Source organism: Kitasatospora sp. MMS16-BH015 (genome assembly GCF_002943525.1).
In the GTDB taxonomy this organism is placed as follows: domain Bacteria; phylum Actinomycetota; class Actinomycetes; order Streptomycetales; family Streptomycetaceae; genus Kitasatospora.
Genome location: NZ_CP025394.1, coordinates 4024115 through 4039613 on the forward strand (window position 1 = coordinate 4024115; position 15499 = coordinate 4039613).

A 15499-nucleotide genomic window follows, 5' to 3' on the forward strand; every position below is an offset into this window, starting at 1 on the left:
GCCGTCCCCGCCACCGCCCCGGGCCCGACGGCCACCCGGTACCGGCCAGCAACGCCCCATTCGCGGTGCCGGCGCATGGCTCGATTCCGACCCCGGCCCGCCCGCGCGGGCCCCGGCCCGACCACGTGCCCAACCGCCGGGCTCAGCCGCTCAGGCCCGCTCCACACTGATCGGATCTCCGCCCCGGACGGTCCTCAGCACCAGTGGGTCACCGTCCAACTCGCCGAGGACGTTGCACGGGCTGGCCAGCCGGCACTCGTCACCGCGGGAAATCGGCGTGGGGCCGAAGGGGAGCGCCAGGCTGTCGCCGTCGGTCCAGAACGCGACCGTCCCCGGGGCCACCACCTGCTGGGCGTCCTCCTCGCGCGACACGCTGACCGGGGTCTCGAAGTAGACCTCGTCGCCCCAGGTGCTCGCCGAGGAGCGGATCGGCAAGGCCTGCCAGAGCCGCTCGGCGGTGGGGGTGGCGCGAAGGGTGGCCGTCGCCTGTCCGGCGGGCCACAGGATGCGTATCCGCATGGGGTGTCCTTCTCTCGAACCGAACCGATCGCGCCCGAGAGCAGAGAACCGCCTTCTTCAACATTTTGTCAACCAGGGGGTGCTCGCACTACCCGCACCGCATCGCGCTGCGCGGCCGGGCCCGGTGGCGGGGTCCGCCCCTGGGACCTGCACCCCGGTCAGGCGGCAGTCGTCAGTCGTCGTCCGAGGACACCAGGACCGGCCAGCTCATCCGGATCAGGCCGCCTTCGGCGCCGCTGGTGACCTCGACCTCCTCGACCAGGGCGGTGATCACGGCGAGGCCGAGCGCGTCCTCGTCCGCGTCGTCACCGTCCGCCGCACCGGCGACCGGGAGTCCGATCGGGCCCGCCTCGTCCTCGACCTCGATGAGGAAACGCTTCTCCTGGTCGGTCAGCGCGACGCGCACCGCGCCTTCCACGCCGACCCGCTGATGCAGGCTCACCGCCCGCGAGCACGCCTCGCCGACCGCGAGCCGCACCTCGTCGAGCACCGACTCGTCCACCCCGGCGCGGCGCGCCACCGCTGCGGCCACCAGCCGCGCCGTGCGCACGTGCTCAGGAAGGGCGCTGAATCGAAGTTCGACGGTTGCCATGTCTCCCTCTCCGGGGTAGCTCCCCGGGTCACGCCACCGTTGTACGGACACCGGGCGAAGCCGGGCTCCGGCAGGTCGACGGGAACGGACTCCCGCCGACCTGCCGAAGGCGGCGCGTTGAAGGACGTGCGAACGCTAGGGCGCGTCGCACGAGTGCAATCGGAAGTCGGCCCGCCCGCGGGTCCACGCGGATCGGCGGCAGAGCCCGCGCGTTGCACGGAGGCTCCGCACCGGGCCGGGCACGGACGGCACGCGGTGAACCGCGCGCCGGACAAGCTCGGACGTCCCGCGCCCGGGTACGGGCGAGACCGGGGCGACGGCGCTCCGCCGTCGCCACCCGGACCGACGGTCAGTCAGTCGCCGCGACGGCTTCCTCGACCGAGTTGTGGATCGGGAAGACCTTGGTCAGGCCGGTGATCCGGAAGATCTTCAGGATGCGCTCCTGGTTGCACACCAGACGCAGCGAACCCTCGTGCGCACGCACCCGCTTGAGACCGCCAACCAGGACACCCAGCCCGGTCGAGTCGAGGAAGTCCACGCCCTCCATGTCGACGATCAGGTGGTAGTTGCCGTCGTTGACGAGCTCGACCAGCTGCTCCCGCAGCTTGGGGGCGGTGTACACATCGATCTCGCCACCGACCTCGACAACCGTGCGGTCGTCGATGTTGTGGGTCGACAGGGACAGGTCCACGGAACCTCCAGCACCTTGCCTTGCTACGTCATTGCGATCCTGGCCGGATGGCCGTCACCGCTGGGTCGCAGGCGGGGCGCGCCACAGCGCTGCGTGGTGAGCCTCGACGTTGCGACCCTCGGCCATGCGGCCGTCACGGCTTCATTCAACCACCTGCGACCATGCCCGCACGATGGCTTGGAGCGATTCTCCGTCACTCCGATGACACACTGGGTCCCCATGCCGCCCAGCCAACGCCCGCCCGAGGCCCTGCTCACCGCGCTGTCCGCGGGCAGGGCTCGCGCCGACCGTCTCACTCATACGGAGCACCTTCCCGCCCGCGAGGCTCGATATGCCTTCTGGCCTCCCGGGATCCGCTCCGAGGTGATCGCGGCCGCCCACGAGCTGGGCGTGACGCAGCCGTGGGCACATCAGTCCGAAGCAATGCAACTGGCTGAAACCGGTCAAACTGTGGTGATTGCCACAGGCACCGCCTCGGGCAAGTCGCTGGGCTACCTCGCCCCGGTGCTGAGCGCACTGCTGACCGGTACCGAGGCGCCCAACGGGCGGGGCGCGACCGCGCTCTACCTAGCGCCGACCAAGGCACTGGCCGCCGACCAGCGCCGCCGGGCCGCCGAACTCGTCCCCGGCCGGGTCCGTGCCGCGCTGTACGACGGCGACACCCCGCCGGAGGAGCGGGAGTGGGTCCGGCAGTACGCCTCGTACGTGCTCACCAACCCGGACATGCTGCACCGGGGCATCCTCCCCGCCCACCCGCGCTGGGCCTCCTTCCTCAAAGCACTCAAGTACGTGGTCATCGACGAGTGCCACACCTACCGGGGAGTGTTCGGCTCCCACGTCGCGCAGGTGCTGCGGCGGCTCCGCCGGCTCTGCGCTCGGTACGGCTCGAGCCCGACCTTCCTGCTTGCCTCGGCCACCACGGCCGACCCGGCCACCACGGCGCAGCGGCTGACCGGGCTGCCCGCGGTGGCGGTCACGGAGGACGCCTCCCCGCGCGGCCCGCTGGTCTTCGCGCTCTGGGAGCCTCCGCTCACCGAGAACGTCGGCGAACACGGCGCACCGGTCCGCCGGACGGCCACGGCCGAAGCCGGCTACCTGTTGACCGAACTGGTCGAACGGGGCACCCGCACCGTTGTCTTCGTCCGGTCCCGGCGGGCGGCCGAACTCGTCGCCCTCCAGGCCCAGGACCAACTCGGCTCGCCGCTCGCCGCCCGGGTCGCCGCGTACCGGGGCGGATATCTGGCCGAGGAACGACGGTCGATCGAGCGCGACCTGCACTCCGGGCGGCTGCTAGGGCTCGCCTCCACCTCGGCGCTGGAGCTCGGCGTGGACGTCTCGGGACTCGACGCCGTCCTGATGGCCGGCTACCCGGGGACCCGCGCCTCGCTCTGGCAGCAGGCAGGCCGGGCCGGGCGGGAGGCCCAGGGTGCGCTGGCGGTACTGATCGCCCGGGACGACCCACTGGACACCTACCTGGTGCACCACCCGGAGGCACTGTTCGCGACCCCCGTCGAAGCGACCGTGCTCGACCCCGACAACCCGCACGTCCTTGCTCCGCACCTGTGCGCCGCGGCTGCCGAACTCCCCCTGACCGATGAGGACCTGACGCTCTTCGGCGCTTCCACGGCGCAGCTGCTGCCCGTCCTGGAGCAGCACGGCCTGCTGCGCCGCCGCAGCGACGGCTCCTGGTACTGGACCCGTCGCGAGCGGGCCGCCGACGCGGTGGACCTGCGGGGCAGTGGCGGGAGTCCGGTGCAGATCGTCGAGGCGGAGACCGGCCGGCTGCTGGGCACGGTCGACGCCGCAGCCGCGCACACCACCGTGCACGACGGTGCCGTCCACATCCACCAGGGGCGGACCTACCTCGTCCAACACCTGGACCTGGAGACCTCGGTCGCCCTGGTCCAGCGGGCCGACCCGCCCTACACCACCTCTGCCCGCGACATCACCTCCATCTCGGTGCTCACCACGGACGCGACCGTCGCCTGGGGCGAGGCGCAGTTGAGCTTCGGCTCGGTGGAGGTCGTCAACCAGGTGGTCGGGTATCTCCGGAAGCGGATCGCCACCGGCGAGATCATGGGCGAGAGCAAGCTCGACCTGCCGCCCCGGACCCTGCGGACCCGAGCCGTCTGGTGGTCCGTCACCGAGGACCAACTGCTCGACGCGAACATCCCGTACGACCAACTGCCCGGCGCCGCGCACGCGGCCGAGCACGCCTCGATCGGCCTGCTGCCGCTCTTCGCCACCTGCGACCGCTGGGACATCGGCGGGGTCTCGGTGCCACTGCATCCCGACACCCAGCTGCCGACGGTCTTCGTCTACGACGGACACTCGGGCGGCGCCGGCTTCGCCGAACGCGGCTTCCAGCGGGCCGAACAGTGGCTGGCCGCGACTCGGGACGCCATCGCCGCCTGCGAGTGTGCCCGCGGCTGCCCCTCCTGCGTGCAGTCGCCCAAGTGCGGCAACGGGAACGACCCGCTGGACAAGGCCGCTGCGGTCCGGCTGCTCAACGTGCTCCTCGCGGGTGCGCCCGGCAGCGGGGGGCCGACCGATGCCGGGAGCGGGTTGGCAACTGACGCCGGGAGCGGGTCGGCGGCTGAGGCTGGGGGTAAGCCGACTGACGCTGGGAGTGAGTCGACTGAAGCCGGGGGTGGGTCGGCTGAAGCCGGAATCGAGGCGACGATCGATGCCGCGGGCCGGGAGACGGCTGACCACGAGGAAGGGTGAGCGGGACAGGGCGGGCTGGTCCGATCCTGTCGTGCAGCTCTCCGGGAGGCTTGCGCGCTCACTTCGGCTGAGCGGGGGACCACTCAGTGGGTGGTCCCCCTGCTCACCCGGCGAGCCGTGGCGCATGCCCACCTCCAGGGTGAGCTCCTCCGGTCCCCAGGCCCAGACCGGGCCTGCTCGGGCCCGTGCCTTGGCCGGACCGGTCGGCACCGGCAGGCCGGTGGTGGGCACCTCGGTGACCACCTCGACATAGTCGGCGTCCCAGTCGACCTGGCAGGAGACCAGGGTGGCCCGGTGTTCGGCGGCGATGCGGGCGGCATGTCCGCAGCCGCCGTCCGGCTCCAGCAGCAACCGGTCAGCGGCTGCCAAGGCGGCCAGGTCGGCGGCCGATTCGGCCCGGTGACGCGCCACGACTGCGGAGCCGAGAGCCAGGCTGACCGCGAAGACCACGCACCCCAGCATGGCCAGCGAGACCAGCCAGATCGTCGCCGAACCGGTGTCCGGGCCCGTTGCCCACGCGGTGCGCCGCCTCCGCACACCTGGTGCGGTGCGAGCGGGCTCCGTGGTCGGCACGTCCCGTGTACTCCGTGCGGCTCTCATGGGTCGGTTCCTCCTCTCTGCCGGTCGCCCCGGGGTCGTTCGGTACGGCGCTTCACCAGATCCGCGCGGACACCGCGCGCTGGTACGGACTGGCGAGGGGAGCGATCTCGTCCTCACGTTGTGCTGCCGCCGTGGCGGTCAAGGTGAGTGACAGCACCGAGCCGAGACGGCCCGGTCCGAGACACGGCGCCTCGACCGTCACCCGGACCGTCCCGCCCTCCTCGGCCAGCTCGACGCTCGCCCCGGCAGGTGCGGCCTGCAGTGCCAGGGCGACCGCGTCCGGGTCGCCCCTGGCCGCGGCCCGAGCCCCCACCCGGGCCGCGTCGACGCACCGGATCTGCCCGGCTGCCGCGACCACTCCCCAGACCAGCATCGCGGCGAGCAGCACCAAGGCGGGGAGCGCCACTGCGGTCTCGGCCGTGACGAACCCGCCGTCCCCGCACAGCCACCGCCGTGGCTTCGCCCACGGCTCTGCAGCTGCCGGTGGCCCTGCCGCTGCCGGTGGCCTCGCCACTACCGGTCGGTGCGGGCGCCGTGCCGGCGGTCGCGCGCTCCTTGCCCGCTGGGGCTCAGACCGCATGGAGCGCCCGGTTCAACAGGTCCGACAGGGCACCCGAGACCGTCCCGCTTGTCACGACCTTGTAGAGGATCGCGGCGAAGGCACAGGCTGCGACCGTACCGATGGCGTACTCCGCGGTGGCCATGCCCGCGTCGCCGTAGGCGAGCTGGGCGAAGGCGCGCTTGGCCCGCACCGGGAGTCGGCGCTGGAACCGGGACCGCAGTCGGGACCGGAGTCGAGGCTGGATCGTCTCCTCCCGACGAGCGGGCAAGGGCCGGCCCTGGGCGGTACTGGAGGCCGACGGGGCGGTGGTGGTGATCGCGTTCGTCATGGTGAGTCCCTCTCGGTTCGGTGTTGCGATGGGTGTTCGTGCGATCGGTGTTCAGGTCTCGGCGTCGAGATAGCGGCGAGGTCGAGACGGCAGCGAGACGCGCTCCAAGACGACCGGTCAGACCCGTTGGGCGAAGAGCGCGGTCAGCCCCATCACCACCGGCGTGACGCCGATGAGGACGAAGGCCGGCAGGAAGCACACCCCCAGCGGTGCGGTGGCGAGCACACCCGCTCTCCGCACTCGCGCGTGCGCGGCACGTCTGGCGGTGGCTCGCTGGGCTTGGGCGAGTCCGGTCAGCGGGGTGGCAGGTGGGGCTCCGCTGATGCTCGTCCGCACCAGGCAGCGGGCCATCGGTGCCAGGGGCGGGCAGTCCTCGCCCAGCCGCTCCCAGCAGAGCTCAGGAGGTGCCCCGAGGGAGAGTTCGGCTGCCGTGGCCGTGAGCCGTTCGCGCATCGGTGACCCCACGCTCGCAGCGACGGCAGCCGCCGCAGCGGCCGGCGAGGAGCTGGAACCGAGGCAGGCGGCCAGCAGTTCGGCGGTCAGCGGCAGCTGACCGGCCAACAGCTCCTGCTCCCGTTCCTGCCGACGCCTGGTAGGCGATCTCGGCCGGGGCAGCCACCGGCGTACTGCCATGGTGAGCAGCACTCCTGCAACGATCCCCGTCGGACCGCCGACCAGTGCCGTCGCTCCGAACCCAGCGATCAGCGGCGCCGCCCACTCGACCATCCACCACTGACGCCGCCCGGACGGCCGCCGACTCCGCTTCAGGAATCGTCCTCGGCGGCCTTGGGCATCGCCTTCGAGACCACCTCCGGCGCCTTGGCGCAGGAAGTCGATCCGTCGTCGCGTCCTCCGGCGCCGGGCGAACTCCAGCAACTCTGTCGCCGTACCCTCCAGAGCCAGCTCGATCAGCACCCCTCTGCTCATCGGACCGCCCCCGTCCGTGCCCCGGGCTTCAACCGGGCGCGGTGACCCGCAAGCCGTGCCCGCGGGCGCCGCGTACGGGAGGCTCGCGCCGTCACGGACCGGAGACCGAGTCGGGTGTCCTCCGATCCGGCGGCCCGGGGCCTCGCACTCGCCACCGGCGCTCCCGAACTCGCTTCCCAGGCAGGCGCGGTTCCTACGGACCGCGCCTTCGCGCCGACAGGTCGAGGCATCGACGACCTCGGGCCCGAGGCCCCCGGAACAGTGGACGGTGCAGCCTCCGGCTGCCAGAGCGTGGGCTCGGCCACTGCTCGGATGATCCGGTTCGTCCAGGCCAGGCCGATGACCTCCAGCGCGACCCCGGCGGCGAGGCAGAGCAACCCCGCCGGTGTGTGCAGCAGGACTCGGACCGGCCGGGCACCGAGGGCAGCCCCCAGCAGCAGGCCCACCAGCGGAAGAGCGGCGAGCACCGCGACGGTCGCCCGGGGAGCGGCCAGCTCACCGGCGATCTCCTCGGCCAGCGAGCGCTCGGCCCGTAGGGCGTCCGCGACCTGGTCGAGCCCGGTGGCCAGGCCGACGCCGCTCTCGGCCGTGATCTGCCAGCACGCGGCGAGAGCCGCACCACCTCGGCCACCAGGGAGCTCGGCGAGCCCTCGGAGCGCCGCCGGGGTGTCTCCCCCGTAGCGGCCGGCGGCGAGCCTGGTGGTGCTCGCTGCACCGAGCCCGTCGCGGAGCGAGCTGCCGCGTGAAGTGACGGTGTGCAGGGCCTGCTCCGGAGTCGAACCACTGCGCAGTTCGGCTGCGAGGCCCTCGCAGAGCTCGATCACCGAGGTGGTGCGTCGGCGGGCCTCGGCGGTCTCTCGTCGGCGGCGGCACCACCGCCGGAGTGGCAGCACGGCGGCCACCGCTCCCATGGCTGGGACCGGTGAGGCCGTGGCCCGGGCCAGGAGGAGGCCGACCGGCAGGAGCAGCAGCTCCGCCACCAACCAGGCCGGTCGGCGCCGCCTCAGCCGGACCGCCCACCCGGCGGTGCCGCGCTGCGTGGGTGCGCCGACGAGACCGACGGCCCGCCGGACCGTCCGGGACCGTCGCCGCAGTCTGGCCACGGACGAGCCGGCACTCCAGAGAAGGCCGGACAGGCAGCCCGCGACCATGGCCCACCGGGCCCAAGTCGTCGGCACGAGCCAACGTGCCAAGCGAGTCGCCGGAAGTACGCCGCAGAGCGCGGCCCAGTGGATCGTCACGCCCGCCCCTCCTTCCTCGGTCCTTGGAGCAGCCGCCAGGCGACGCCCGCCGCCACACAGAGCGCCAGCACCCAGCAGTCCTGGATCTCCCAGAGCTTCAGCTCGGCCAGCTCGCCCGCCGCGTCCATCACAGCTCCCTCGGCAGCTCGACGCCGCGCAGCGCGCAGCGCTCCCAGAGCCGTCCCCAGCCGGGCCCGGCGATGCAGCCGCCGTAGGCCGTGAACGCCACGGCCTGGGATGTTTCGGCGAGGCCGTGTGCGTTCTCGACAAGGACGTGGAGCTCGGCGACCCTGCGCAGACCGGTGGCCGGCTCGCGGACCAGATGCACGATGACGTCCAAGGCCGAGCGGAGCTGGCTGTGCAGGGAGAGCCGGTCGAGCCCGGCGAGCGCGCCGAGCGCCTCCATGCGGGCGGGCACGTCGGTGGCGGTGTTGGCGTGGACGGTGCCGCAGCCGCCTTCATGGCCGGTGTTGAGCGCGGTGAGGAGATCGCTTGCCTCCGCACCCCGCACCTCTCCGACCACCAAGCGGTCGGGCCGCATGCGCAGCGCTTGCCGCACCAGATCCCGGAGGGTCAGCTCGCCGAGGCCCTCCTGGTTGGGCGGGCGGCTCTGGAGCCGCACCACGTGGGGGTGATCGGGGCGGAGCTCGGCGGAGTCCTCCGCCAGGACGATCCGCTCCGCCGGGCCGACCAGGCCCAGCAGCGCAGCCAGCAGGGTGGTCTTGCCGGTGCCCGTGCCGCCGCTGATCAGGAGGGAGAGCCTGGCCTGCAGGACGCCGGCGAGCAGCGTCGCGCCCAGCGGCGGTACGGCCCCCGCCGTGACCAACTCTTCGAGGGTGAAGGGGTGGGAGCGGCAGACCCGGAGCGAGATGTGGGTGCAACCGGCGGCGATGGGTGGCAGGACGGCGTGCAGCCGGGTGCCGTCCGGCAGACGGGCGTCGACCCAGGGCCGGGCGTCGTCGAGTCGGCGGCCCGCTGCCGTGGCGAGACGGTGGGCGAGGTGGCGCACGGCCTCGTTGTCCGGGAACCGGATGCCGGCCACCCGCTCCAGCCCGGCTCCCCGGTCGATCCACACCTCGTCAGGCCCGTTGACCAACACGTCGGTCACGCCGGGCGTCACGAGTAGCTCGTCCAGCGGCCCTGCGCCCACGAGCTCGGCGTGCAGCGCCCGGACGGCGTCCAAGGTGTCGCCGCCGCCGAGCGGGGGCCGGGCTGCCCGGAGGGCGGCCGCGACCGAACCGCTGGTCGGCTGGGCACCCGCCTCGGCGAGCCGCAGCCGCACCGCGTCGATCAGGGCGGCAGCCCGGTCCTCGGCCGGGCTCAGCCGACCCTGCTCGGCCTCCAGAACGGGGGCGACGGGCAGCGACGGGTCAGGAAGGGCCGGGGGACGGGCCCGCTGCCCCAGAGGGCGCCGGTGGGGCCCTGCGGGGCTGCGCCCCTCCGCCTCCCGGGCATCGGCCCGGCCTCGCCCACGCAGACGGTCCGTCACAGCTGGCCTCCTTCGATCGTCGGGACGGGGGCGGGCGGCATCACTTCGCTGAGGAAGCCACCGCAGAAACGGGCCAGCGGACCCTTGGCGCGGATGCCCGGGGGCGAACCGCGCTCCACGTCGAGCGGCAGGCCGGGCTCGGGAGGGAGCTCCCCGGCGAGCTTGAGCCCGAGGTGACGGGCGATCTCGCCACCGGTGAGCCCGGTGGGTCCCGGCACCCGGACCACCACGCGCAGGTCCGCGAGGCGCATCCGGGCAGCGGCCACGACACGATCGGCGGCGGCCAGCGCCCTCAGCTCGGCGGGGACGACGAGCAGCCCCGCATCGGCCTGTTCGAGTGCCTGGCCGGCCGCCGCGTCGAGGTGCCGGGGCAGGTCGAGGACGACCAGCCCACCGCGCCGCCGTGCTGCGGCCAGGACGCTCCGCATCGCCTCGGGCGGGATGGCGAGCGTGTCGCCCCTGTCCCAAGAGAGTGCCGTCAGGTGGTGCAGCTCGGGCAGGGCTTTGGCCAGCTCGGTGCCGTTGACCCTGCCCCGGGAGCCCGCGAGGTCGGGCCAGCGGAGCCCGCCGGCCGTCTCGCCGCCGAGCAGGATGTCGAGGCCGCCACCGAGCGGGTCGGCGTCGATGAGCATGGTGCGGTGGCCGAGTCGGGCCGCCGTGACGGCCAACGCGCAGGCCAGGGTGGAGGCACCGCCACCGCCTCGACCGCCCAGCACCGCGACGGTCAGGGCCGGCGGGCCCACGCCCTCGGCCGCATCGGCGATCCGGTCCAGCAGCCAGGCCTGGGCGTCCGGCAGGAAGAGCACGTGCTCGGCGCCGAGCTGGACGGCGCGGACCCACACGTCGCCGTCGTCGAGATCGAGCCCGAGGAGCAGGACGCCGGCCCGGCGGGTCAGGCCCGCGCAGCGCTCGGCCAGGTCGTCGCCGACCAGGACGAGTTGAGCTGCCTCCCACTCGGCCCGGGGCGGGGGCGTGGTGAGCAGCTGGGGCTCGGCTCCGGCTGCGGCGCAGAGCCGGAGCAACTGCTCGGCCAGCCCGGCGTGCTCGGTGACGATCAGCGGGCCGGAGAGCTCGGCCCGGTCGGTGGGACGGTGGTCGGTGATCGGTGTCGACATCGGCTGTCTCCCCCGTGAGGTGCTTGTCCAGGGGCGGTCCGTCGGGCCGCCCCTGCCGATAGGGCACCGCCCGCTGCTCCGGGGAGAACGGCCGGTGTCCGAGCACCACGGTGGGGGTCGGAGGCGGAATCCGTCAGTCCTCACTCGATTGCCTGTGGACAACCGGGGGGTGTGGATAACTCTGTTCACTCGACCGGGGGTATTTGCGCAAATAATTTGACGCCGGTGACGGCATGCCTTCAGCTGATGACAGAGCGAAAGCGGAAGGGGTCACGACAACTTCTGCCGAAGATCTGGCGAAGTGCCGTCAGGTCTCCCGGAAGAGGCCCGGCCGATGACTCGGACTTACCCGGAAGATGACTCCGAGTTGTCCGGATCTGGACACGGAGTCATGTCTCATTCCCGAGAAAGGAGATCACCCAGAGTGACGATCATGATGGCGAACACACCCCTCCCGGCGGCCTCGCCAGCCGGTCCGCAGCCCCTGGAGTCGACACCCCCACGGGCCCGAAAGCCCCGAAAAATGGCCCCGGACATGCGACGACCCCCGCCGGGGGGGAGAGCGGGGGTCGTCTATCCACGGCCCGACTCGGGGGGGAGGAGCCGGACCGGGTTAGCACGGTCGCGAACGATCCGTGACTTCCATGGTGTACCCGAGAGGCCAGAAACACAAACCCGCACGCACAGGAGTACGCCGAATGGCGGGGTGTTCCGAGTCGCCCTCTATCCTGGGTTCCCGTGGACACCACCGAGAACGCCGACATCGCGGACCACGACGGGAACTCTGCACCCGGATCCGCGTCGAACGACATCGCGCCCACCCCCGCACACTCCGGACGCCACCCGTTCGGCGTAGCGCGGACTGCCGCTTTCTTCGATCTCGACAAGACGATCATCGCCAAGTCGAGCGCCTTGGCATTCAGCCGCCCGTTCTACCAAGGGGGCCTGATCAACCGTCGGGCCGTCCTCAAGAGCGCCTACGCCCAGTTCCTCTTCCTGGTCGGCGGGGCGGACCACGACCAGATGGAGAAGATGCGGGAGTACCTGTCCGCGCTGACCCGGGGCTGGAACGTCCAGCAGGTCCGCGAGATCGTGGCGGAGACCCTGCACGGGCTGATCGACCCGATCATCTACGACGAGGCCGCCTCGCTGATCGAGCAGCACCACGCGGCCGGCCGGGACGTGGTCATCGTCAGCAGCTCCGGCTCGGAGGTGGTCGAACCGATCGGCGCGCTACTCGGGGCCGACCGGGTCATCGCCACCCGCCTCAAGATCGAAGACGGTCGGTACACCGGTGAGATCGACTACTACGCCTACGCGGAGAACAAGGCCGCCGCCATCCGGGGGTTGGCCGAGACCGAGGGCTACGACCTCCCGGCCTGCTACGCCTACAGCGACTCGATCACCGACCTGCCCCTCCTGGAGGCCGTCGGCCACCCGTCCGCCGTCAATCCCGACCGCGCCCTCCGCAAGGAGGCCGTGGCCCGCGAGTGGCCGGTGCTCGTCTTCGATCGCCCGGTCCAACTGCGCCGCAGGCTTCCGGAGTTCGCCGCGCCAAGCCGCTCGGTGGTGCTGACGGTGGCCGCCTGCACGGCCGTCCTGACCGCCGGCGTGCTCTGGTACGCGGCTCGCCGCCAACGCCCACTAGCCTGACCACCCCGAGCGGGCACCGGCGGGGTCGGCCGCAGACCCGGGGCCCGGGCCGACCGCAGACCCGGGCCCCGACCCGACTGCAGACCCATTCCCACCGCGCGCCCGACACCTCACCCAATCCGGCGATTCGGGCAAAAGGTAAAGACTTCTCGTTTCGGGTTTCCCTTTCCCCGGATCCGCGATAGAACTGAATTACGGCCCGCGAGACCCGGTCAGGATCCAGAGAGGTCAAACCGACAACGCAGTTACAGGCCCACGGACCGACGCACAGACAACTGAGCACCCACATGCAGCCGACCCGCTGTCGGGCCGCCGCACCAGGTGAACGGGCAACGATCCCCGCCTGATGGGCACTTCCGGTGCATGCTTGGTCACTCGGTCACCTGTGCCAGTGGCGGCACCCACGCTCCATCGGGTGCCGCCGCATCCATGTCCGGGCCCTGCCGCCCGCCCCTCCCGCGCCCGTGCGCAACGCCGCGTGGCCGCCGGCTGTCACCCGCCGCTACGGACTCGCCCACCATCGGCGAGCCCGCACGACCGTCCCACGTCAGACCGTCCCGCGTCAGACCATCCCGCGCTGCATCGCCTCGCAGACCGCCGTGCTCTCGCGAACACCCAGGCGCAACGCGACACCGCAGTGGGCGATCCAGGCGGCCATCCCTTCGGCGGTGCCGCTGAGGTACCCCTGGAGCGCCTGCCGGTAGGCGGCCGTGCCGAGTTCGACGAAGCCGACCTCCGCCGGGCAGATCGCCTTCGGGTCGAGGCCCTCCGCGATCAGGACGATGCGCTGCGCGGCCCGCGCGACCACGCCGTTGTGCGAGCCGAACGGGCGCAGCGCCAGCAGTTCGCCGTGCACGACGGAGGACACCACCAGCGCGGGCGTCCCCCGGAGCCCGCGCTCCACTCGGTCCACCAGCAGCCGGGAAAGCTGGTCGAGCCGGGCCGCCGCCTCCTCGGCCGAGGGCGCATCCGGCAGCGGCGCAGCACCAGCGGCGGTCGCCCCACCAGCCCCCGCAGTCCCCGCACCACCCGAACCCGCCGCACCCGCCGCACCCGCCGCACCCGCGGATCCCGCCGCCTCGCCGTGAGCACGGTCGACCTCGGCGTCATCGGCCTCGGCACCGTCCACGTGACCGCCGGGCCCCTCGTGCTCGCCGTCGTGCCCGTCCTGGTCGCCATGAGCGTGGGACGGGTCCCGAGGCAGGCTCTCGGCGGGTGCGAGCACGGTGGGGAACAGTTCGTCGACCGGCTCCCCCTCCCGCCGGGGCCGACCGGCCGACAGGTCCGCGTCCCCGACGGCGAGCAGGTGGAGCCGCGCCAGCACCTGGAGCGGCGAGTGTCGCCAGACGCTCAGCAGCTGCCCCGCCTCCGAGGAGATCCGGAGCGCGCCACCGATGATCCGGGCCTCGGGGTCCGCGCTGAAGTCGCTGCGGCGGCGCACCTCCTCCAGCGGCCAGTCCGCGCCGTCGAGGGCGGCGGAGGCCCTGGCCCCGCGCAGCGCGGATTCGGAGGTGACCTCCGCCGCACGGCGGCGCATCACGCGGTGCCCGTAGAGGCGGTCGACGGCCTTGCGCACTTCGGCGACTGCCTCAGGCACGCCGGGGAGCTCGGCCAGTGGGGCGAGGGGATCTGTTCCAGTGCTCACCTACCCGAGAGTAATGACTCCCCCGGCACCACCGACACAGCAACCCCGCCATCACCCGTTCGAGGCAATCTTCGCTTCCCACCCCTGGGGCACCCCAAACCACCGTTAGCATGGCCACTATCGGAGACGATAACGATTTCCAACAGACTCGGCACATACTCCCACCACGAGATCACACGAGATCGCCCGCCCTTCGGAGCCGCCGGCCACACCGGGGCGCCGGATCCCACGGGCAACGGCGGAGCAGCGCCGAAGAGAGCCGGAGACTCAGATGAAGATCGCGTTCGTCGGCAAGGGCGGCAGCGGGAAGACCACGCTGTCGGCGCTGTTCATCCGCCACCTGGCCGCCGCAGGCCGTCCAGTGATCGCCGTGGACGCCGACATCAATCAGCACCTGGGCCCCGCACTCGGCCTGACCGACGATCAGGCCGCTGCCCTCCCCTCGCTGGGCGCGCACTTGCCGGAGATCAAGGAGTACCTGCGCGGGGACAACCCCCTGATCGGCTCCGCCGAGGAGATGATCAAGACCACTCCCCCCGGGCGGGGCTCGCGGCTGCTCCGGATCGTGGAGGAGAACCCGGTGTACGCGAGCTGCGCCCGCCCGATCGCCCTCGACGAAGGATCGGTGCGCCTGCTGGCCACCGGCGCGTTCGCCGAAGAGGACCTGGGGGTCGCCTGCTACCACTCCAAGGTCGGCGCGGTGGAGTTGCTGCTGAACCACCTGCTCGACGGCCCCGACGAGTACGTGGTGACGGACATGACGGCCGGCTCCGACTCCTTCGCTTCCGGCCTGTTCACCCGCTTCGACCTGACCTTCCTGGTGGCCGAGCCGACGCGCAAGGGCGTCTCGGTCTACCGGCAGTACAAGGAGTACGCCCGGGACTTCGGCGTCGCGCTCCGCGTGGTGGGCAACAAGGTGCAGAGCCCCGAGGACCTCGCCTTCCTCCACCGCGAGGTGGGCGACGACCTGCTGACGGTCTTCGGTCAGTCCGACTGGGTCCGCAGGCTGGAGCAGGGCGCCGAGCCCCCGCTGAACACCCTGGAGCCGGCCAACCGCACCGTCCTCGAGCAGCTGAAGGCCACCGCCGATCAGGCGCACGGCACCCGCGACCCCGAGCGCTACACCCGGCAGGCCGTCACCTTCCACCTGCGCAACGCGGAGAGCTGGGGCAACGCGAAGACCGGCATCGATCTCGCGACCCAGGTCGACAAGGGATTCGTGCTCGGCGTGGACCAGCTGGACGTCGCACACGCCTGACCCCCGAGCGCCACGGCGCGCTCCGACACCACCGCGCGTTCCCGGTGCATCCCCGGCGCCGAGCCGCCAGTGCCGAACACCCGGCACCATGACACCCGCCGACGCCACAGTGCGTCCGCATGAGGGCCGATCACTCCCCCAGGAGCTGGTCA

At 72.5% G+C, this 15499-nt stretch carries 14 protein-coding genes and 1 pseudogene; 3 read left to right on the forward strand and 12 right to left on the reverse strand.

Features of this window, described 5'->3' with window-relative positions; translation table 11 throughout:
• Window positions 1-150: 150 nt before the first annotated feature.
• The 3 genes from CFP65_RS17350 to CFP65_RS17360 all read right to left on the reverse strand — a co-directional run bounded on the left by CFP65_RS17350 (window position 151) and on the right by CFP65_RS17360 (window position 1802).
• Window positions 151-519, reverse strand: coding sequence for a cyclophilin-like fold protein (locus tag CFP65_RS17350; RefSeq protein ID WP_104816960.1), 369 nt, complete (start codon window positions 517-519; stop codon window positions 151-153).
• Window positions 520-691: 172 nt separating this feature from the next.
• Complete coding sequence (locus CFP65_RS17355) at window positions 692-1111, reverse strand: ATP-binding protein (RefSeq protein ID WP_104816961.1); 420 nt, start codon at window positions 1109-1111, stop codon at window positions 692-694.
• Window positions 1112-1460: 349 nt separating this feature from the next.
• On the reverse strand, window positions 1461-1802 hold the full coding sequence (locus CFP65_RS17360) for an STAS domain-containing protein (RefSeq protein ID WP_104816962.1): 342 nt from the start codon (window positions 1800-1802) through the stop codon (window positions 1461-1463).
• A 219-nt stretch (window positions 1803-2021) separates the two neighbouring features.
• Between CFP65_RS17360 and CFP65_RS17365 the strand changes: the two genes are divergently transcribed.
• Complete coding sequence (locus CFP65_RS17365) at window positions 2022-4529, forward strand: DEAD/DEAH box helicase (RefSeq protein WP_371682427.1); 2508 nt, start codon at window positions 2022-2024, stop codon at window positions 4527-4529.
• 180 nt (window positions 4530-4709) lie between these two features.
• Here the strand turns inward: CFP65_RS17365 and CFP65_RS41000 are convergent.
• The 8 genes and pseudogenes from CFP65_RS41000 to ssd form a co-directional block, all read right to left on the reverse strand.
• A pseudogene (locus CFP65_RS41000) lies at window positions 4710-5129 on the reverse strand (Rv3654c family TadE-like protein); the annotation flags it as partial.
• 52 nt (window positions 5130-5181) lie between these two features.
• On the reverse strand, window positions 5182-5535 hold the full coding sequence (locus tag CFP65_RS17375) for a TadE family type IV pilus minor pilin (protein WP_254552431.1): 354 nt from the start codon (window positions 5533-5535) through the stop codon (window positions 5182-5184).
• Between the two features lie 163 nt (window positions 5536-5698).
• Window positions 5699-5881, reverse strand: coding sequence for a DUF4244 domain-containing protein (locus CFP65_RS41005; protein WP_256387310.1), 183 nt, complete (start codon window positions 5879-5881; stop codon window positions 5699-5701).
• Window positions 5882-6136: 255 nt separating this feature from the next.
• Window positions 6137-6652, reverse strand: coding sequence for a type II secretion system F family protein (locus CFP65_RS40205; protein ID WP_158702218.1), 516 nt, complete (start codon window positions 6650-6652; stop codon window positions 6137-6139).
• A gap of 290 nt (window positions 6653-6942) precedes the next feature.
• Window positions 6943-8049: a type II secretion system F family protein gene (locus tag CFP65_RS17390; protein ID WP_254552432.1), complete on the reverse strand. Its 1107-nt coding sequence runs from the start codon at window positions 8047-8049 to the stop codon at window positions 6943-6945.
• 134 nt (window positions 8050-8183) lie between these two features.
• Complete coding sequence (locus tag CFP65_RS41820) at window positions 8184-8315, reverse strand: hypothetical protein (RefSeq protein WP_256387276.1); 132 nt, start codon at window positions 8313-8315, stop codon at window positions 8184-8186.
• Window positions 8315-9532, reverse strand: coding sequence for a TadA family conjugal transfer-associated ATPase (locus CFP65_RS17395; RefSeq protein ID WP_254553002.1), 1218 nt, complete (start codon window positions 9530-9532; stop codon window positions 8315-8317). The genes CFP65_RS41820 and CFP65_RS17395 overlap by 1 nt, the downstream gene beginning before the upstream one ends.
• Window positions 9533-9672: 140 nt before the next feature.
• Window positions 9673-10791, reverse strand: coding sequence for a septum site-determining protein Ssd (gene ssd, locus CFP65_RS17400; RefSeq protein WP_104816966.1), 1119 nt, complete (start codon window positions 10789-10791; stop codon window positions 9673-9675).
• Window positions 10792-11601: 810 nt separating this feature from the next.
• Between ssd and CFP65_RS17405 the strand changes: the two genes are divergently transcribed.
• Complete coding sequence (locus tag CFP65_RS17405) at window positions 11602-12444, forward strand: HAD family phosphatase (protein ID WP_104820947.1); 843 nt, start codon at window positions 11602-11604, stop codon at window positions 12442-12444.
• Window positions 12445-13006: 562 nt separating this feature from the next.
• Here CFP65_RS17405 and CFP65_RS41010 read toward each other — a convergent pair.
• On the reverse strand, window positions 13007-14089 hold the full coding sequence (locus CFP65_RS41010; RefSeq protein WP_254552433.1) for an oxidoreductase: 1083 nt from the start codon (window positions 14087-14089) through the stop codon (window positions 13007-13009).
• Window positions 14090-14360: 271 nt separating this feature from the next.
• Here CFP65_RS41010 and CFP65_RS17420 point away from each other — a divergent pair, with 271 nt between their 5' ends.
• On the forward strand, window positions 14361-15347 hold the full coding sequence (locus tag CFP65_RS17420; protein ID WP_104816967.1) for an ATP-binding protein: 987 nt from the start codon (window positions 14361-14363) through the stop codon (window positions 15345-15347).
• Window positions 15348-15499 lie beyond the last annotated feature (152 nt).

Coding starts and splice junctions, on each gene's coding strand:
- CFP65_RS17420 (WP_104816967.1), top strand. CDS start 14,361: ATGAAGATCGCGTTCGTCGGCAAGGGCGGCAGCGGGAAGACCACGCTG.
- CFP65_RS40205 (WP_158702218.1), bottom strand. CDS start 6,652: ATGGCAGTACGCCGGTGGCTGCCCCGGCCGAGATCGCCTACCAGGCGT.
- CFP65_RS17355 (WP_104816961.1), bottom strand. CDS start 1,111: ATGGCAACCGTCGAACTTCGATTCAGCGCCCTTCCTGAGCACGTGCGC.
- CFP65_RS17365 (WP_371682427.1), top strand. CDS start 2,022: ATGCCGCCCAGCCAACGCCCGCCCGAGGCCCTGCTCACCGCGCTGTCC.
- ssd (WP_104816966.1), bottom strand. CDS start 10,791: ATGTCGACACCGATCACCGACCACCGTCCCACCGACCGGGCCGAGCTC.
- CFP65_RS17350 (WP_104816960.1), bottom strand. CDS start 519: ATGCGGATACGCATCCTGTGGCCCGCCGGACAGGCGACGGCCACCCTT.
- CFP65_RS41820 (WP_256387276.1), bottom strand. CDS start 8,315: ATGGACGCGGCGGGCGAGCTGGCCGAGCTGAAGCTCTGGGAGATCCAG.